This window comes from Calyptranema fuscum S582 (assembly GCF_055793305.1).
Genome location: NZ_JBSLYH010000001.1, coordinates 115,829 through 136,373, shown reverse-complemented (window position 1 = coordinate 136,373; position 20,545 = coordinate 115,829). Strand labels below are relative to the sequence as shown.

Genomic DNA, 20,545 nt, shown 5'->3' with positions numbered 1-20,545 from the left:
GTTTTAGAGTACCCAATTGAGCGCAAGCAGTGCGGACACCAAATATCCCTATTACAAATTACACCACGTCTCCAAATTCTTGCTACAGATCTTGCATAGCTTTACAGAGTCACATCACGCCGTGTACTTCATACCCTTGAGCATTCCCATAAAAACGGTATTAAAAGGTTTTACAAACCGTTACCCGAACTGGTATGACCATGCAAGGGTAACGAGAAGAAAAATGTACTTCCCTGCCCCCAATTGCTCTCAGCCCAGATCTGACCGTCATGCTGTTGCACAATAGACTGACAGATTGCCAGCCCCAAACCTGTTCCGCCCTTATCGCGGGAGTCTGATGCATCGACCTGCTGAAAGCGTCCAAAGATACTTTCTAGCTTTTCAGCCGGAATACCTCGCCCTTGATCGTGAATCGAGAACAGGATCTGGGTGATTGAGGAAGAGGAGGGAGATAGGGGAGAGGGGGGAGATAGGGGAGAGGGGGGAGATAGGGGAGATCCTGTCTTCATCTCTGCTATTTCCTTTATCTCTTGTCTTTTCAAACTCGCTGATAAAGTAACGGTGCCCCCTGGAGGGGAGAACTTGATAGCGTTGCTGAGTAAGTTGGTAAATGTTTGAATAATGCGGTCAGGAGCAACCCAAATTTGCATGGACAGGGAATAAACGACTAACTCAACGTCTACTTCCTGAGCGCTACTTTGCATTACTTCAAGCGATCGCTGCATCAGGTCAGCCACATCGCACCATTCTCGTACTAATGAAACTTTACCACTTTCTAATTTTTCCAGATCCAATACATCATTGACCAGGCGCACCAAGCGTTCGGTATCGATCGCCGCAATCTCTATCATCCGCCTCATTTCAGCGGGTTCATCATCCATTACCCCCGTTGCCAATAACCCCAAGGAACCTCGAATCGAGGTCAACGGTGTTCGGAGTTCATGACTCACGATGGAAATAAACTCATTTTTCATTTTCTCTACCCGCTGCCGTTCGGTGATATCTTCGCCAATACTGATCGTGCCAATGGTCTTACCATCAGAGTCTTTCAGCATGGTATTGTTCCAGGCGATAAATCGTTCTTCACCAGATTTAGTCAGAATAGAATTCTGGTAGTAGGGATGAGCATTTTGGCTGAGAACATCAGAAAAAACAGATTGAATGGTTGCTTGATGGCAAGGGGGTAAAAAATTGTCAAACCAACTCTTACCCAACACTTCGGTTTGAGTATATCCGGTAAGGCTCAGGAAAAACGGATTGATATAGTTAACATTGCCAGATTGATCTAGACCTACGACAATCAACTGCACATTGTCTAATAGCGACCGCCAGCGGCGCTCGGCTTCGCGAATGGTGGCAGTGGTTTGCTTGCGTTCTTGTAACTCTAGCTGAAGTTGGCTGTAAAGCTGAGATTGCTGAATCGCGATCGCCAGTTGGTTAGCAATTTGTTTCAGCAGCCCGACTTCCCATGACTTCCAAGCGTAGGGGATAGAATTTTGGTAAATCGCAAACAGACCCCAGAGAGAGTCGCCGACAAAAATGGGAGTGATCGCATACGCTCGTGCTTGAAACTGCTCTAATAGTTGAATATGACAGGGCTGTAAATCAGCCGTATAAATATCGGATACGACAAAACTTTCGTGATTGCGAAAGCGCCCACCCTGAGTCTCTTGTAGATAGGTATCTTCCCACACTTTGTCGATGTCATCTTCTACCAACTTGATCCAACCGGGTGCCACAGACTCCACAATAAAATCGCCACTCCAGTTGGAGTTAAAGCGATAGACTGCCACTCGATCGACCTCTAATACTTGCATAACCTCATCGACTGCTGCCTTGAGAATAACGCCGAGATCGAGCGATTGGCGAATCGACTGAGTAATGTTCCAGAGCAATTGTTGTTGCCTACTCTGCTGTTGCAGAGCACCTTCTGCTTGTTTGCGAGCCGTAATATCTTGATGAATGGCAACGAGGACATCACCATATTCAGGATGCTGAAATACAGAGCATGTTGCATTGCACCAAAACGGTGTTCCATCTTTCTTGACATTCTGTACTTCATAACTCGCTTCACTGGTTTGTAAAACGGTTGCCCGAATCGCTTGATTCACCTCTTCAGCGGTGACTAATTCACTGGCATAGTTGACGATTGCAACATGCTGTCCGTCTAACTCTCCAGCATCATAACCAAACATCTGCTCAAATTTAGGATTGGCATAGACAATCACGCCATTATCCGCTCTGATTAAGCAAATGCCCTCTGCCATGTTGCGGGTCACCACCGCCTGAAGTGCCAGCATTTGTTCTGCTTGTTTGCGATCGCTGATATCAAACAAAACTCCCAATATGCGCATAGGTTGCCCCGATTCATCATAGACAGCTCGTGCCCGTATCATGATCCAATGGACAGAGCTATCTGGATACACGACTCGATGTTCTACAACATATTCCGTATGGGTGGCGATCGCCTGTTGCAGCCGTTGTTCGACCCAATCTCGATCATCTGGATGAATGCGATCGCGCCATAGAGTGTAGCTTGCGTCTGATGTATCGGCAGGAAGCCCTAACAGGGTAAACGAATGATCACTCCAGATCGCCTTACCCGTCAATAAATGCAAATCCCAGGTGCCAATGTGGGTTAAGTCTAGCGTCAAGCGTCGCCGTTCTTCACTCTCTCTCAAAGCAGCTTCAGTTTGGGATTGCTCTTTGAGTGCAATCAGTAACCGATCGGTTAATGCCGTCAGCTCTTCAGTCCGTTCGACCACCCGTTGTTCTAGTTCAAGATTGAGGGTTTGTAAGGCGATTTCTGTTTGTTTTTGTAGCGTAATGTCGATCGCAATACCAATGACCCGAATCGCTTCTCCTGCCGGGTTGCGAAAAACTTGCCCGATGCCAGCAAACCAGCGCACACCATCCGCACGGATGACGCGAAATTCTGTTCTTAACTCAACCTGGTGGGTTGCTAAAGCCTGTAACGTTTTCTGGTTCACCTGTTCTCGATCGTCCGGGTGAACGCACCGCAACCAATTCTCATAGCTCGCTTCCGTATGGGGATCAAGCCCATAGAGTTGGTAATATTCCGGCGACCAGATCAGCGTGTGGGAGGCAATATCCCAATCCCATACCGCAGAGTTGCTTACCGATTGTGCTAAGCCCAATCGCGTTTCACTTTGCCGCAAGGCAACTTCAGCTTGCTTCCGCTCATCCAATTCTGTTTGCACCTGTTCTAAAAGCTCAGATTGTTGCAGAGCAATCCCCACATGCGACGCAATCTGTCGCAGTAAATCGATCTCAGAATCCTGCCACGGGCGAGGAGCGGCACAGTGATGCGCTGCCAGCAACCCCCATAATTCATCATGCTTGAGAATCGGAACGACCAGATTGGCTTTGACCTGAAATTGTGCCAGAAACTCAACATGGCAGGGGCTAATATCAGCCGTATAAATATCTGCTTTTGCGGTCACTAAGCCCTGGCGAAAAGGTTCAACATATTTCTCACCGATACAGGGGTCATAGATGTCAAACGGGTAAATGGTTAGGGTTGGATCAATCACCGACTCAACGGTCACTCGACCACCCCAATCGGGCATAAACCCAAAGATAATCACGCGATCGACTTGTAGAAACTGGCGCACTTCATCAACCGTCGTTTGCAACACCTCCGGCAAGTTGAGAGATTGGCGAATCCGCTGGGTCATCTCCATGATCAGCCGTTGTTGCTTAACCTGCTGTTGCAGCAAGAGTTGGGCTTGTTTGCGATCGCTAATTGCCATCAACGTGCCGAGCATGCGGATCGGTTGCCCCGTTTCGTCATACATGGCATTGCCGCGCCCTTCCAGCCAGTGAATGCTGCCATCTGCCCAGATAATGCGATATTCGTGCAAGTAGCTACTGTGCCCCTGAATTGCCTGTTGAATAGCCAGGTTGAGGGCGTCGCGATCGTCGGGATGAAGATGGCGATCGAAAGTTTCATATTTGCCATCAAACCCACCCGGCGGTAAGCCAAATAACTGCTCATGCTCCCGGTTCCAGCGAATCAACCCGGTCACCATATCCCAATCCCATATCCCAACCTGGGCAGAGGTCAACGCCAGTTGCATCATCTCCCGATCGATGGCGTAGTCGTCACTGGTGAAAGCAGTATCCAACGTGGTATTTGAAGCAATGCGCGATTCCCTCGTCATAATGCCTTGCTCTCTCCTCTGTGCTGCCGACGTATTTGTCCTACTTCCAAACGATTGAGCACCCGAGCCACCAACTCTGCTGCCAGAATGGGTTTGCGCATGTAGTCATCACCCCCGACGGCAAAGGCTTCAACGATGGTGTCTACCTCTTGATGGGCTGTCAGAAACAGTATGGGTAGATTGCCCCATTGGGAGTCATTCCTGACCACCTGACAGAGTTCCATACCATTTAATTCGGGCAACTCAATATCTAAAATCACCAGATCAGGGGTTGTCCGGGTCAGTTCTTGCCAAAATCGTTGGGGTTCTAGCAAGGTTGTGACGTGCAATCCCCAGGGAGTTAGGATTGCCGACACCTGGTGTAAAATCAGCGGATCGTCATCCACTACCAGGACGTTACCTGCCGGTGTGGGTTCAGCTGTGAGGGCGTGAGTATTGGCTTGATTGAGCGTAGTGTGTATGGCGTGAAAAATTTGGTCGGGTGTCACAGGTTTTTGCAGGAAGGTTTGTGCGCCCAATCGGCTGGCTGTAATGCGATCGCTCAGACTATCTCGCCCCGTAAACACTAATACCGGAATCTGAGGATAGTGTTGCTTCAAGGTTTTCAGCCAGGTAAACCCATCCGTAAGAAGATTGGCAGGGGGATCGGCAAACGTCAGATCGAGCAAAATGGCATCGGGCGGGGTGCGATCGAGCAGGTGTTGGGCCGCCACGGGATGAGGTGCCGTGGTGATCTGAAGCGATCGCGCGGTTGCCTCTGCCTTAAGGCGTTCGGTCAAGGCTTCATCATCATCAACGACTAATATCTGCGGCAATTGCACAGTCCGTGAGAGAGACGGTACGACAGATTTAGATTTCTGGTTCATGTCCTGCCGCAAAACCGCTATCCACTCAGCCATCTGCTGAATTTCGACAGCTTCCAGGGCAATATCCGGATGCAGCAAGTCCTCGATTTGTTTGGCTAACACAGATCCCTGGGGAAATCCATAAACACCCAGCGATCCCACTAATTTGTGAACAGTTTGTTTGGCTTGTTGTTGCAATTCCGCAGTCAGGGTACCCTGTTGCAACGCAACTACCGCTTGATCTAACACATCAAGCTGGGTGACAAAGGACTCTTTGAAGCGATCCCATAGCTCAGACATGATCGCATCAGCCATCTCTGCCTCGGTTTCTGCCTCAATGGGATTGCCAGATTGAGCCGGAGGATTAGTCGGTGTGCCGTCGAGCGATCGCAAGCGATAGCCAAAGCCATAAATCGTCTCAATCAAATCTTGAGTGGCTCCAGCCGCTTTTAACTTTTGCCGAATCGCTTTGATATGGCTACTGATCGCACTTTCGGTTGGGGGATCGCCAAATTCCCACAGGCGATCGATCATCGTAGAACGACTGAAAATCCGTTGGGGATTAGAGAGCAGTAATTCCAGGATGTTAAATTCCTTCGGGGTCAAGCGTAATGGCTGTTCTCCATAGCACACCTCATGGGTTGCGCTATCCAACTGCAAATTGCCCCAGGTGACAGCCGCCGTTGTGGTAGTTTTGCCGCGTCGCAATAATGCCCGAATCCGCGCTAATAGTTCTGGGATATGAAAGGGCTTGACCATATAGTCATCTGCCCCAGCATCTAACCCCAAAATGCGATCGCCAGCCCCATCTTTTGCCGTCAGCAATAAAATTGGCGTCTGACATCCATGCCCTCGCAGATCTTTGCAAACGCTGATGCCATCATGTTCGGGGATACACACATCCAACACCAACAAATCATAGGCAACCTGTTCAGCCAACGCCATTGCGGAGCGCCCGTCTTCGGCAACATCAACTGTATGGTAAGCGGCTAAGGCTTTTTCAAGCAGCGTCCGAGTTGCCGGGTCATCTTCTACGAGCAAAATTTTCACGCTGACTCTACTCTACCTGCTGCGAATAGGCTGATCGTTGAATATAGGCATAGCTGATTCGAGGGTCATTTTTGCAGATGATACCAAATCTGTTTGAAGGATCTGAATTAAAAATGTATGAAACCTTCAGTTGCACTAAGGATCACAAATTAAAACTCGGACGTTGATTTTTGGCAGCGCGGCGGAGCCGCGCTGCCAAAAATCAATCTTCGGTTTTATTCTTTTTGAGAGAGCGGCGGCTCCGCCGCCGCTCTCTCAAAAAGAATCGGGTTTTATTAAATCCACGCTCCTAAGTTTAAACTTGCTCCCCTCGATTCTGCATGGGACATCAGGCGGAATGCATAGCAGGAATAATGGCTGAACATTCGGCAACATGGCTGAGCATGCGGCAACGCAATGATCCATCGGTATAGCGTCGCTTCAATCCACACGCCTTACAGCAATTTTCAATTGCTTAAGCCACAGATTTTTTGTCGTGTGCCGCGCAGAGCGCGGCACACGACAAAAAATCCAAACATATCCAAGTGCAAAGCGCTGTAAATAGGGTGAAAAACCTGAGGGAATCCCCCAGGTTCCCTCCTTCCCCTAGCTCTGAACAGGCGATCGCACCTTGCTTTAAGCCCCATTCCACCCTCACTGGCTTAGGGGAAGATCTGACATTTATTCTAAATACATTGAAGGACAGGGAGCAGGACAGAGGGACGGATACAGCGAACTTCAACATTCGAAATAACAATCCCCTTCCATCTATATCCCACTCACAACGACGACCGATCATGTGGCGGCTAGCTCAATCGTAGAGCACCATTTTTGCCCTAACGGGACGCAAATTAAGGGTTATCGCTTAAATTCGACTCCCCCTTAATTGTCGGAGGTGCGGGTGCAACTCCCGCGCCGCTACACCAAATACTGGCAGGTAGTTTAACAGTAGAACGCGAAAACATCCTTGTTCATACCTTGCCCGCGAGGGCCGAAGAATGAGGGTTATCGTCTTCCAAACGCGAGATGTGGGTGCAACTCCCACCCTGCCAATGTCCATACCCTTGCCCCTGGCTTACAAGCAGGGATTGAGGTTTGGAGAACTCAAGTTTTGATGACTATCAACCATTAATTGCCCTCACGGGCTGGAGGTTAAGATGAATTATCAGTTTTTTGCCCAAAAGCCGCTGCAAACGGCGCAGCATCAACCGATTCCTGGACGGGAAGCAGAAATGATCCAGGGTCGATCGGGTGGATATATGTTTAAAGCAGACATGTGGACGACACTGCGTCGTTGTCTACTGATTGGGACAGCGCAGAGTACCTACTATGCGGATAAGCACGAGTTAACGGGTGAATTTGTGCAGGTCTTGAACCAGGCGATCGCCACGGATCCCCGTCGGGTTGCCGCAGAAATCCTCTATGCCAGCGATGGACGGGCGATGAATAATAGTGCGCCATTGTTTGCTTTAGTATTGCTGTCTATGGGTGAAATGCCAGAAGCCAAGCACGCGTTTCAATCTATTTTTCCTCAAGTTGTGCGTACTGGAAGTCACTTCTATGAGTGGTTGAGCTATACCAAAGCCATGCGCGGGTTTGGTAAGATTGTGCGCGAAGCGGGAACGTCCTGGTTAGCCAAGGCGGATGTCAAAGCGTTGGCATACCAACTGCTGAAGTATCAACAACGCCAAGGGTTCTCGCATCGAGATGCATTGCGTCTATTTCATGTTAAGCCACCCACGGACGATCATAACCAACTGTTTCAATGGGTGATTCAAGGATGGGACACTCTGCCTCCAGAGATTCCCTCTAATGCTCTAGCCCAGATCTGGTGGTATGAATGGCTGAAGCGAAATCCAGAAAAAACCCATGAAGCGATCGCCAAAGGTCGATTAACCCATGAAATGGCAGCTCCCGTCGGCAACATGGATCAGCGAGCCTGGCAACTGTTATTTAATGACATGCCCATTGGTGCATTGCTACGCAATCTAGGCTCGTTAACTCAGCTGGGGGTGCTGAGTGCGACGGATCGGCACAACTTAAAGCGAGTTGCCAATGTGCTCAATAGTGCTGATCATCTCCGCAAAGGGCGAATTCATCCGATTGATGTGCTCAAAGCCTTGAAGACGTATCAATCAGGGGGACGGTTGGGACGGAGCCAGAAAACCTGGGAGCCAGTTCCGCGGATTCTGGACATCTTGGAGCAAGCTTTAGAACTTTCGTTTGATGTCGTGCAACCCACGGGCAAGGTGTTTTTACATGCCATCGATGTTTCAGGATCTATGTCTGCCTACAGCGTCAGTTCCATCGGTTTGACCTGTTGTGAGATTGCTACCACAATGGCGTTAGCGACCGCAAAAGCGGAGAAACACTATGTCATCCGAGGATTTGCAACCGATTTCCGTAACTTGAATATCACGGCACGGGACTCGTTTAGCAATGCGATCGCCAAAGCCAGCAATCAAAACTTTGGTAGCACCGATGCCTCTGTTGCCTATGACTGGGCAATTCAGCACAAGTTCAAAGCAGATGTCTTCTGCTTTTGGACAGATTGTGAAAGCTGGGGAGGGCGAAAGCACCCCAGTCAAGCATTGGCTGAATATCGTCGTCAGGTGAATCCTCAAGCCAAGGCAGTGTATGTCACCCTGGCACCCTACAATATCTCCTTAGTGGATCCCCAAGATTCCATGTCATGGGATATTGCCGGGTTCGATCCGGGAACTCCACGCCTGATCCAGATGATTGCAGCAGGAGACCTCTGATTCATCGGCATATGACGACCGTCGAGACGGTTAAATCAGGAGTTTGTGTGAGAACCCGCGCTCCGCGCGGGTTCTCACACAACCCTTGTCCTAATTAACCCTCGACTGCTACAAAACCGAGAATTTATTGTTGTGTGCCGCGCGGAGCGCGGCACACAACAATAAATCTGACCCTATTCAAGCGCGAAGCGCTGTAAATCCACAAGCCTGCATGAATGGTTGAATCGCGTTTCTACTGGCTAAATTTTCCTTTGAAGTACGCTTGTCTGAAAGGACTGACGTCCAGAGAATATCCTCGCGTACCGGGTTCTAACCCTTTCTCCCGAATAGAAACTTCACCATCTTCTATCCAGGCTTGTTCGGGTTGAAAGCCATGAAAATGAAGTTCTACCCTGGTATAGGGAAATTTATAAACTACTGGATAATCGCCTTGCTGTTCCCAAAATACTTCTATGCCGTCTGCAAATCGCACCATGCGAAAGCGATCGAGTCGCCATTCGGCATAGCCATCGCCTGCATCGCTGTAAACCTGACTCTCTGCGGCTCCGTCAGCCGGTGGATAAAGGTGCAGCATCAATGTATCTGCTTCACTCATGGGTAAAATGCTACCCGCTTTGACCAACAGCGGTATCGTTTCCAGCGGGGCATCTAATTCAACCTCTGCCGTTCCTTCTACGATCGCATCATTCCAAAAAGAATACCATCTGCCTTCAGGCACAAGGACTGTGCGCGATCGCCCACCGTCTTGCACAATCGGATACACCAACAAGGATGCGCCTAAATAAAAGGCATCATCTACGTGCCAAAATCGAGCATCATCGGTGTTATACCAGAAGAGAGGACGAACTAGAGGGTATCCTTTTTGATTCGCTTCCCATGCCAGCGTATACAAATACGGCATCAACTGGTAGCGCAACTTCAGGAAGGTTCGAATGATGCTCAGGTATGGTTCACCATACGTCCAGGGGGCGCGATATTCTACATTATTGGAACAATGGGAGCGATAAAACGGCAAAAAAGTAGCCAATTGAAACCAGCGCAAATATAGTTCTGCCGAAGGGTTGCCCTGAAAGCCACCAATATCAGACCCACTATAAGGAATGCCAGAAAGCCCCAACCCCAATACGGTAGGAATAGTTTGGTGCAAACAGTCCCAGGTACACTGAATATCTCCAGTCCATGTCCATGCATACCGTTGTAGCCCTGCCCAACCTGCTCTAGACACAATAAACGGTCGTTGGTGGGGGCGATATTGCACCAGACTTTCATAGCCTGCTCGGGCTTGCAAAAAGCCATAAACATTGTGTGCTTCTGTATGATCCCCTCCGCGACCTTCCATATTGTGTTGGGTCACACTGGGTAGTGAGCGATCGCCCCAGGTAATAAACGCAGCGGGTTCATTCATATCATGCCAAAACCCTGCTACACCGACATCCAACAGAAATTCATACTGACGACTCCACCATTGCCGCACCAAGGGGTTAGTAAAATCGGGAAACACAGACCAGCCACACCACACCGGCGCAAGCACTAATTCTCGATTGGGAAACTTACAAAAAGCATCCAGCATTCGCCCTTCTAAAAACAACTTGCTTTTACGGCTGAATTTAATCCCCGGATTGAGAATCGTGATGAACTGCACCCCTTGATTGGCAAGTTCTTTGGTAAACTGCCCCAATTTAGGAAAGCGATCGGGGTCGATGGTAAAAGCACGATAGCCCACTTGCACATCAATATCTAGATGAATGGCGCTCAGCGGCAAATCGAGAGCACGAAACGCCTGAACTGTTTCCCGTACTGCCTCTTCCGTGCGATAGCCCCAGCGGGACTGGTGATAGCCCAACGCCCATCGCGGAGGCAGAGGCGATCGCCCGGTTAACTCCGTATAGCGCTCTAGCAATTGGGCAGGTGAACCCACCGCAACATAAGAGCGCAACGCACCCCCGGCAAACTCAGCCGTCAATGTTTCTGGCTCAACGGTAAACGTTGCTTCAAAGGAATTTTCGTAGAAATTGAGATAGCTGGTTTGATCACAAAGACTGATGTAAACTGGAATGCCGATATATAAAGGATCAGAGCCAGGTCCATACATACCTGCCGCATCATAATTCCACATCCGATAGGTCTGGTTGGAGGCTGGAGGTTGGTCATCTGTTTGTTTTCTAGCCGTGATGTTAGGCGATCGCAAATCGAGTGCGGCTGCCCTCTCTCCTAAGCCATAAATCCTTTCGTCAGAACGCAGCCGAACAGAGTGAATCCATGCTTTTCCCTTGCGTTGGGGAGGGTATTCTTCTCGAATCAACTGCCCCGTTGATCGACGGAACTGAATCGTGCCTGTACGACTGATCGATACCAGAAAATCACCCGCAGACGTGACCCAGCCATCGGCTGTTTCTTCCAGCATGATGGTGACATCTGACCAATCTTGTAAACTCGTTCCTTCGACAGGTTTGGCAAGGGCATAGGGAATAGGTGCAATGCCGGGTTGCCAGTCCATCAACACAAAATCTGGCTTCAGAAACCGTACTTCTAACACCGCTTGCTCGAAGTAAAAGTAAGCACCCCGCAGCGTTGCTTTGGTATCCAGCAAGTTACCAATACCTTCGGGGGTGTCTGATTCAACAGGCGTAGCAAACCTTTTCTCCGCCTGATCCCGCTTTTTAGAATAACTGTATGCATACAGAGCGTAAGTCATGTAGAACAGCGATCCTAGAAAAAACTTGACCTTTAAAGACCACTGTTTGAATTTATTCAGAGGCAAGTTGGCAAGCTCTGGGGACGGAGTTGAGGCTGAGGTCATAATCGTAATGGTTGAACAGAACACGATCTGGGCAGCCTGTATCCGTTGTACCGCATTGGGCTACCCACTTATTCTGTAAACATAGTTGGAAAAGGAATAGAGGACATCATCCTAATTAGACATCCTGCCGAGTCGATCGGAGGGATCGACGGATGTTATGGAGCAACGTCCACAATCGTAATGCCATACTGAGGGGCGATCGCCATTACTTTTTCAATATCTGCGGGTATCACGGCGGGAGGTGGGGCTGAGAGATCATCGGCTTTGCTACCAATTTCCATAAAAAATTTTTCGACCCCGGCAGGTATCGCCCAACACAGCATTTTGGCTGGGGTAGAACGGGTATTTACAAAACGATGAAGCTGACCCGCAGGTGAATGTAAGAAAGTGCCCTCTGTGGCAACGATGATGCGATCGCCAAGCTGAAACTCTACGTCTCCAGATTGAATATAAAATGCTTCAGCTTCTCGGCTATGAATGTGAGGGGGTGTACCATTTTGAGGCTGAATCACCAGTTCTATAAGGGTATACAAACCATTAGTATCTTCTCCCACAGCCTTAAACGTATATAAGTCGCCCAATACCCAATATGAATCGCCTTGATGAGAATGTAGAATTAATCCATTTACTTGATTCATCGCACTTATCCCTCTGGCTCTACTTGTTCAAGCAGGATAGAGTAACTTTGTGGCTGACACCAGGTAAGATTAGCAAGATAGATCTGAACTTATCGGCATTGCTGAATACAGGAATGAATGGTGAGCGATGGCAATGTTAGTAGCCCCCTAAATCCCCCAATTCTGGGGGACTTTGAGCAATCCGGCTCCCCCAGAATTGGGGGTTGGGGGGCAAATTCATACTTTATTGAGACCTCGGAGGTTCTCAAAACCTCCGAGGTCTTAGGGAGCGCGATCAGAAGGTATCGATAGGAGGAGGTTCCAAGAAACCGCTACGAATAAACTCCTGAAAGTAAATTGTTAGTAAGCGATCGCTGACAGCTGGATAAGGGGTCGGTAAGTCCGCTAGCCTATCGACAACCGTCTGACTATCAAACTGAATCGAGTGGGTTTGGAAGTAGATTTCAGGGATAGTCAGCTGCTGCCCAGCCACTTTTTCAAACAAAAATGTAGAAAACGGATGCAGTGCATTATCAGGTTGCTGCTGAATCGGCTCTCGGACTTGAGCAATCCATTGGTCATAGGGAATCAGGTGTATGGGATACCCCAATTGTTGAATCCAACCGACTAATTCATGCCATGCGATCGCGTTGGGATTGGAGAAATTAAAGGCATTCCCTGAGGCAGTCTCTTGCAACGAGAGATGCACGATTGCTTGACTGATATAGTCCACTGGCGTCAGATCGATGGGCATTTGCCAATCGGGTGCTACCCCAAGTTGAATGCACCCTTTAATCAAACTACGGAAAAAGTCACTGCGGTTGCACACTCCTGTTTGACTATGACCTTCAATCCAGGCAGGTCGATAAACCGTACTGGGGATGCCGCGCGTGCGTGCGATCGCCAATAGCTTTTCCGCCACCCATTTACTCTGGGTATAGCCATACAATCCTTCAGCATGGTCAGGCGGATCCGACGCTCGAATGATTTGTCCATCTGGATAGGCGATCGGAGAAAATACACCCAGCGTCGAAATAAAGTGAATGGGCTTCAGCGTTCCCTCTGCTGCTAACCGTACCAGTGATTCAGTACTCAGCACATTGGCGGCTTTTAGGGCTGAGTAAGGATAGATAAAGTTAACAAAGCCACCGCTATGATAAATGCGATCGAGAGTAGCTCCTAAAGCACGGAACGAATCTGGTGATAGCCCCAACAAGGGCAATGATAAATCACCCAGAACCGGGATGATTCTAGAGGCATACTCGGCTTGCCACAGATCGTAGTGCGAAAGATTGCGCTCTAACCGCTGTGCGCCTGCTTCAAGGCTGGCAGCTCTCACCAGGCAGTAAACACTGGCCTGGGTTTGTTGCAATAGTTCATGCAGTAGAAACGCACCTAAAAATCCAGTTGCGCCGGTCAATAACACATGGGTAGGGTCAGAGGCTGGTGTTACCAACGGCTTTTGTGGCACAATTGCAGGATCTAAAACAGCTTCAGTTTCCAGATCAAGCATCATGTCCGCCGGTTTGGTCGTGCTGCCCGATTGGCGATCGCCAATTACCTTTGCCAAATCTTGAATGGTAGGCGAAGCAAAGACATGAAACAGCGATAACTCTACGTCAAAAGTTGTTTGAACCTGAGCAACCATTTGGGCAATCAACAGCGAATGCCCGCCCAATTCAAAAAAGTTATCGTTCACCCCAATGGGAGCTATCCCCAAAAGCTCCGCCCAAATATGACTCAACTGCTGTTCAATCGGGGTACGTGGGGGAATAAATGAGGCTTGCGCAGGCGATCGCTCTCGACTGGGAGCCGGTAAGGCACGGCGATCGACCTTGCCGTTGGGGGTAAGGGGCAAGGCATCAAGCATGATGAATGCCGCAGGCACCATGTAATCGGGTAATGAAGCACGCAGCACCGTTTGTAATTCCGCAATCAGCGGATGCTTGTGCTTACCCTGGAAAGGAGTATTGGCATACTTCTGCCATCCCAACAGATGTGGGTGCGATCGCGTGACGGATGCTGGAGGGGATGAACTAGCGGGGCGATCGCCAGCTAAATACTGGAATTCAACATCATAGCGACCATCCCTGGAGTTGGCTGACCCGGTAATGACAACACGGTAGGGCAACTGTTGCTCTAACTGCCACCAGTCTTCCGGGTCAATCCCGGCTTCAGTAACAGCCATCTGGATAACTTGACGCAAGTCTTCTACTGTCTCTAGCCCCGAATCCGATTGCAAGCACTTCAAGGCTTCTCGCTCCGTTGCCAGACGGGCATTGGGCACACCAGCCAGCCCAAACCATTGGGGTTGGTCGATTTCCAGCCGATGAGCAATATCAGCGACCGTCCGGTGAGACTGCCAGAGTTGCCAGGGGGATGACACATCCGGTGTGATATCGGATGTCGCATTAGATGCCGATGGAGAATTGATATGTAAGACAACGTCATACCGAAAGCGGGTCAACTCATTGTGATAGCGACCGCGTTTGAGTTGAATCTCGACGTGGCTGATCGCAGGCAAGTAGTGTTGCAGTGCTGTAAAAAAGCTCGGATCAATCAGTAGCTCGGCTTCCTGGGCAAGCCGTTCTTGAATTCGGGTTTGCAAATCGGCGATCGCCAATCCGGCGTTCGCTTGATACAACTGCACAGAGGTATGAAAGGCTTGCCACAACGCTAAGTTACGTACATCTCCAATAAAAATAGACCCTCCCGGTTTCACCTGCGGGATGATTTGTTTCAAAACGTTGACCAGATACTCAACGCCGGGGAAGTATTGCACCACCGAGTTGATAATGACGGTGTCAAATGTATTAGGGCTGAGGGCATCGAGCGTATCGGCAGTACGATTGTCTAACTGCACATGCGACCACTGTGATTTAGCCGTGAGATGTTGCTTGAGATACCAAATTGCGGTCTCAGAGGGATCAATGCCCAGGTAATGTTCGCAGTGTGGGGCGATGCGAAAGAGTAGCAGCCCCATGCCACATCCCACTTCTAAAACCCGCTGCGGCTGAAGCGCTAAAATCCTGGCGACGGTGCCGTCAATCCATTCCTGCATTTCTTCCGTATCGGTCAAGAATCCGGTGTAGCTGTTGTTCCAGCCTGCCAGATTCAACGTGATATCCTGACCCGAAACAGACTGGCTGTAGGCAGCATCCCAAACTTTTTGCCACTGTTGGGTCTGGGCTTGCTGGGCTACCGATGCCTCATCGGGCGATCGCTCTGCCACCACGTAAGCCACAATACGCGGATCTCCTGGGACATCTTCCCGCGCCACCACGACCGTTTCTCGAACGGCAGCATGGTGTTGAATAGCCGCTTCAATATCACCCAACTCAATCCGAAAGCCACGAATTTTAACCTGATGATCAATACGCCCTAAATATTCAAGGCTACCATCGGCACGATAACGAGCCAGATCGCCCGTTTTATAGAGATATTCAGACCCTGCAATTCTTAGTATTGAATCATCCGAGGTCAATGACCTGGCAGATTGGGGCGATGCCGTTAAATCTGCACCCGCAGGATGCCCAGGCAACGGCATGTCAGGCGGTAGCATTGCCGAGATCACCAGGGGCGTATCGGAGATCTCCCTGAATCCCCATTGAAAAGCAGGACTTCCGGGCAATTCTCCATTTTTTTCTGGCACAGCGGCGCGAATGCACGGGGGCGAGGGGAGATCAAATCCAGTTCGCCGCAAAGGATTAGGAATGAACCGTTCTTGCGTTAGATCGGGGCGGTTGAGATAGCCTCGTGCCAGACCCAGACCCCCAATGCACACCTCCCCCGGCACCCCAATCGGCACGGGTTCAATGACCCCGGTTGCCGTCCGATGGGGATCAAGCAAGTAGATTTGAGTATTGGCGATCGCATGACCTAGATGAATCGGTTGATCATCTGGTTGAACCTGGTAAACCGCTGACCAGATCGTCGTTTCAGTAGGTCCGTAGAGATTCCACAGAGACGCGCATCTGGGTAATAGTTGATCGGCAAGTTCGCGAGGCAGTGCCTCGCCCCCACAGAGGATCTTGAGCCGCGAGTTACCCTGCCAGCCCGTTGCCAACAACAACCGCCAGGTTGCCGGAGTTGCCTGCATCACCGTAGCTCCAGACTGCTCCATTAACTGAGCCAACTGTTTGCCATCCATGGCGGTTTCTCGGCTTGCCAGAACCACACTCGCACCGACCACCAGCGGCAAATACAGTTCTAACGCCGCAATATCAAAACAAATGGTCGTAACCGACAGCAGCCGATCCTGTGCCACCAAGCCCGGTTCCTGACGCATAGCAAATAGAAAGTTTGCCAGGGCCCGATGGCAAATTTGTACGCCTTTGGGCTTTCCGGTAGACCCAGAGGTATAGATGGTATAAGCCAGATGCTCCGCTATGACTCCGCTGACGGGATTTGTTACCGGGTAAGCCGCCAGCGTCTCACCGGCGTCATCCAGACAAATCATCTCCGCCTGGTGTTGCCGTAAGGTGTGCGGCAATGTTTGCGGGAACGACTCCAATAGCGATCGCTGGGTCAACAATACAGGCACCTCAGCATCCTTGAGCATAAAAGCTATACGGGCAGGTGGATACGCCGGATCTAGTGGCACGTAGGCTCCCCCCGCTTTGAGAATTGCCAACAAACCCACCACCAGATCGAGCGATCGCGTCATGCAGATGCCGACCAGAGTATCGGGTTTCACCCCAATTGCTTGCAGATGGTGGGCTAATCGATTGGCGTTGTGATTCAGCTCCTGGTAGGTGAGCTGTTGTCCGTCAAAGGTTATGGCGATCGCATGGGGGGTTTGTTCGACCTGCGCTTCAAATAGTTGATGAACCCAGAGAGACGGAATCTCAGCCGAGGTATCATTCCATGCCGCCAACTGCTGGCGCTCGGCAGCGGTCAGGATGGCAATGCTGCCCACAGGCTGATCGGGTTGCGCCACCACTCCGACTAACAGGTTATAGAAATGCTCCGCCATGCGGGCGATCGTGGTGGCATCAAACAAATCGGTGCTGTACTCAAAATAGCCCTTGAGTCCCTCCGGCGTTTCAGCCAGCTCTAGAAACAAGTCAAACTTTGCCGTTTGGTTATCCAGATTGAGCCGCGTTAGCGTCACCGGCGCAGTCCACCCCGCCGTTGGCGTATTTTGCAGATTGAATAGCACTTGAAACAGCGGATTTTGCGTCAGCGTCCGATTGGGATGCAGGGCTTGCACGACGTCCTCAAAAGGCACATCCTGATGGCTATAGGCTGCTAATGTCACCGCTTGCACGCGATGAAGCAGTTCTCGAAAACTGGGTGCCCCCGCTACATCCGTGCGCAACACCAGCGTATTGGCAAAGAAGCCCAGCATCGTTTCCAGTTCAGACCGCTGGCGATTAGCCACGAGGGAACCAACGCTGATATCGGTCTGACCGCTATAGCGGTGGAGCAGGGCTTGAAAAGCGGCTAACAGGGTCATAAACAGTGTTGTCCCTGCCTGTCGGCTCAAGCCTTTGATCTGCCGCGTTAAGTTATCAGGGAGACAAAGAAAGTGGCGTGCCCCTTGATAACTGGGCATCAGTGGACGAGGGCGATCGCTCGGTAGCTGAAGGATCGGTAGATCGCCGCTGAGTTGGTGTTTCCAATAGTCCAATTGCTGCGATCGCACGTCTGGACGCAACCACTGCCGATGCCAGACAGCAAAATCACCATATTGAATCTTCAGGTCAGGCAGGGGGGAGGGTTGCCCTGCGGCAAAGGCAGTATAGAGTAACGACAATTCTTGCAGCAGAATACTAATCGACCAACCATCGCAAATAATGTGATGTTGATTGATAAACAAAATAGATTCCGTATCGCTTAAGCGATACAACGTCGCCCGGATCAGTAAATCGGTCGTCAGATCAAAGGGATGTCGTGCCGCATCGAGGATCTGCTGCCAGACCTCGGCTTCAGCAGTAGTTGGTGACAAGCCACTCTCCCGCAAATCGACAACAATCAGGGGCGATCGCTCGGGACAGGGTTGTACCTGTTGCATCGGCTGTCCATTGGCGATCGCAAAGGTTGTCCGCAGCACCTCATGCCGCTTGACCACTTCCTCAACACTCGCTGCCAACGCCGCCACGTTGATAGATCCAGTCAGACGAAAGGCTTCCGGAACGCTATAAAACGGATGCTGGGGAACTAATTGATCTAAAAACCACAGGGGCTCTTGCACCCAGGCAAGCGGCAGAGGTTGGTCACGGGCGATCGCGTGCAGTGCCACTCGGGGTGGAGAATGGATATCCTGACGAACTAAATCTACCACCTGAGCCAATTGCCGCAGGGTAGGCGCTTCAAACAAACAACGCAGGGGTAACTCCATCTGCAACGCATCATCCAGCCGCGTCAACACTTGCACCGCCAGTAGCGAGTTGCCACCTAACTCTAGAAATGTGTCATCCCTGGCGATCGCATCCAGCCCCAATACGGTTTGCCAAATTTGGCTGAGTAATGCTTCTGTCTCGGTTGGCGGCAGATCATCGGAGTCCGCATTCACGGTCTGTTGCGATATAGGCAATGGTTGGGAGTTGTACTCTGAAAGTGCTGCCCGATCAACTTTGCCACTGGGGGTCAGGGGTAAGCGATCGACGCAGAAAAACCGACTGGGCACCATGTACTCAGGGATCTGAGACGAGAGACACTGATGCAGCTCTTTAGCATCAGGAAGCTGAGTCAGATTGCTATCCGAAGACATTACCAGGTAGGCAACCAGACGTTTATCGCCCAGAACGTCTTCTCGGGCAACCACCACGGCGTCTTGAATCGCAGGATGGTGCTCCAGGGCAGCTTCGACTTCACCTGGCTCAATCCGAAAGCCGCGAATCTTCACCTGCTGATCGATCCGCCCCAAATACTCTAGATTGCCGTCAGGCAAATAGCGGGCTAAATCCCCTGTTTTGTAAAGGCGCGACCGTGGATCGGATGCATAGGGATTGAGGATGAAACGCTCGGCAGTTAAATCAGGACGATTCCAATAGCCTTGCGCCAGACCCACACCACCGATGTATAGCTCTCCGGCAGTGCCTTGCGGCACGGGCTGACGCTGTTCATCCAACAGATAAAGTTGTGTTTGATCGATGGGCTGACCAATCGGGGGTAGCAGGCTCCAGGTTTGGGGATGTCCGGTGAGCGTATAGGCGGTCACCACATGGCTCTCGGTCGGGCCGTAGTGATTGGACAACGTGCAATAAGGCATCTGACCGAACCACTGAGCGATCGCCTCGGTGATGCGTAATGCCTCCCCTGCCGTAATCACTTCGCGCAACTGTTGCGGCACAATGCCTTTCACCCCAGCAATTTCAGCCAATTGTTGCAAGGCAATAAACGGCAGAAACAGCCGCTCAATTTCAGCCTCCTCTAAAAATCTCAGCAAGCGGTAAGGGTCGCGTCGTAGCTCATCGGCAATCAGAACCAGAGTGCCGCCGGTGGCAAAGGTCGCAAATATTTCCTGAAACGACACATCAAAGCTAATCGGCGAGAACTGTAAGGTGTGCCCGGTGGTCACCGTCGAGTGCTGCCGCTGCCACTGGATTAAATTGACCAGTGCCCGATGGGGCATCATCACACCCTTGGGCTGCCCTGTCGAACCGGACGTGTAAATCAGGTACGCCAGATGCTCTGGATCGACCGCCATATCGAGATTTTGGGTGCTGTGAGCCGCGATCGCCGCTGCATCCCTATCCACACACACGATCTGTCTACCCTGAGTCGGTAAGATCTCGACCCACTGACTCTGGGTCAGCAGCACGTCAACCTGTGCGTTATCCAACATGTACGCCAAACGCTCAACTGGATACGAGGCATCCAGCGGCAGATACGCTGCCCCCAGCTTCAGAATCGCCAGCAGAGCAATGATCATCTCTGGCGATCGCTCGATGCACAGCCCAATACGGGCATTGGGTTCCAGATCTAACGTGCTCAGATAGTGCGCTAACTGATTAGACCGTTGATTTAAAGTTTGATAGGTGAATTGCTCACCAGCAAACTCCAGGGCGATCGCCGTTGCAGATTGCGCCACTTGTCTCTCAAAACACTGATGAACCGTTAGAAATTGTTGAACCACATCGCAAGCGCCCATGCCGAATCATCCTCGTGAAAACTGCCAACATCAACTGCGTCATTACCCAACAAAATTCCCTAGAATTCCGAAATCCGTTCAATTCAGCGGAAAATTCAAGGATGTCAGCAATTTTTCGCGGCAAATAATACGAAATGATCTGAGGTTTTGGGTATGAATTTGCATGTGAAACCGAAGGTTTCACATGCAAATTCACGCCAGGATTCAGCC

General features: G+C 50.5%; 6 protein-coding genes and 1 tRNA gene. 2 read left to right on the top strand and 5 right to left on the bottom strand.

Annotated elements, in window-relative coordinates:
- Window positions 1–170: 170 nt before the first annotated feature.
- Together ACR6Z4_RS00450 and ACR6Z4_RS00445 are read right to left on the bottom strand one after the other, a co-directional pair.
- The gene (locus tag ACR6Z4_RS00450; RefSeq protein WP_479715235.1) at window positions 171–4,184 is read right to left on the bottom strand and encodes a PAS domain-containing protein; all 4,014 of its coding nucleotides are present in this window, start codon (window positions 4,182–4,184) and stop codon (window positions 171–173) included.
- A complete protein-coding gene (locus tag ACR6Z4_RS00445; RefSeq protein WP_479715234.1) occupies window positions 4,181–6,079 on the bottom strand; it encodes a response regulator in 1,899 nt (632 codons plus the stop codon). The genes ACR6Z4_RS00450 and ACR6Z4_RS00445 overlap by 4 nt, the downstream gene beginning before the upstream one ends.
- A 778-nt stretch (window positions 6,080–6,857) precedes the next feature.
- Between ACR6Z4_RS00445 and ACR6Z4_RS00440 the strand changes: the two genes are divergently transcribed.
- Window positions 6,858–6,984 (top strand) — tRNA-OTHER (locus tag ACR6Z4_RS00440).
- 231 nt (window positions 6,985–7,215) lie between these two features.
- The gene (locus ACR6Z4_RS00435; RefSeq protein WP_479715233.1) at window positions 7,216–8,820 is read left to right on the top strand and encodes a TROVE domain-containing protein; all 1,605 of its coding nucleotides are present in this window, start codon (window positions 7,216–7,218) and stop codon (window positions 8,818–8,820) included.
- A gap of 232 nt (window positions 8,821–9,052) precedes the next feature.
- Here the strand turns inward: ACR6Z4_RS00435 and ACR6Z4_RS00430 are convergent, their stop codons facing one another.
- The 3 genes from ACR6Z4_RS00430 to ACR6Z4_RS00420 form a co-directional block, all read right to left on the bottom strand.
- Window positions 9,053–11,620, bottom strand: a complete 2,568-nt coding sequence (locus ACR6Z4_RS00430; RefSeq protein ID WP_479715232.1) for a glycoside hydrolase family 31 protein — start codon at window positions 11,618–11,620, stop codon at window positions 9,053–9,055.
- A gap of 155 nt (window positions 11,621–11,775) precedes the next feature.
- The gene (locus ACR6Z4_RS00425) at window positions 11,776–12,258 is read right to left on the bottom strand and encodes a cupin domain-containing protein (protein ID WP_479715231.1); all 483 of its coding nucleotides are present in this window, start codon (window positions 12,256–12,258) and stop codon (window positions 11,776–11,778) included.
- A 274-nt stretch (window positions 12,259–12,532) separates the two neighbouring features.
- Window positions 12,533–20,335 (bottom strand): amino acid adenylation domain-containing protein, encoded by a 7,803-nt coding sequence (locus tag ACR6Z4_RS00420; RefSeq protein WP_479715230.1) that lies wholly within the window; start codon window positions 20,333–20,335, stop codon window positions 12,533–12,535.
- Between the last annotated feature and the right edge of the window lie 210 nt (window positions 20,336–20,545).

Coding starts and splice junctions, on each gene's coding strand:
- ACR6Z4_RS00450 (WP_479715235.1), bottom strand. CDS start 4,184: ATGACGAGGGAATCGCGCATTGCTTCAAATACCACGTTGGATACTGCT.
- ACR6Z4_RS00435 (WP_479715233.1), top strand. CDS start 7,216: ATGAATTATCAGTTTTTTGCCCAAAAGCCGCTGCAAACGGCGCAGCAT.
- ACR6Z4_RS00430 (WP_479715232.1), bottom strand. CDS start 11,620: ATGACCTCAGCCTCAACTCCGTCCCCAGAGCTTGCCAACTTGCCTCTG.
- ACR6Z4_RS00425 (WP_479715231.1), bottom strand. CDS start 12,258: ATGAATCAAGTAAATGGATTAATTCTACATTCTCATCAAGGCGATTCA.
- ACR6Z4_RS00420 (WP_479715230.1), bottom strand. CDS start 20,335: ATGGGCGCTTGCGATGTGGTTCAACAATTTCTAACGGTTCATCAGTGT.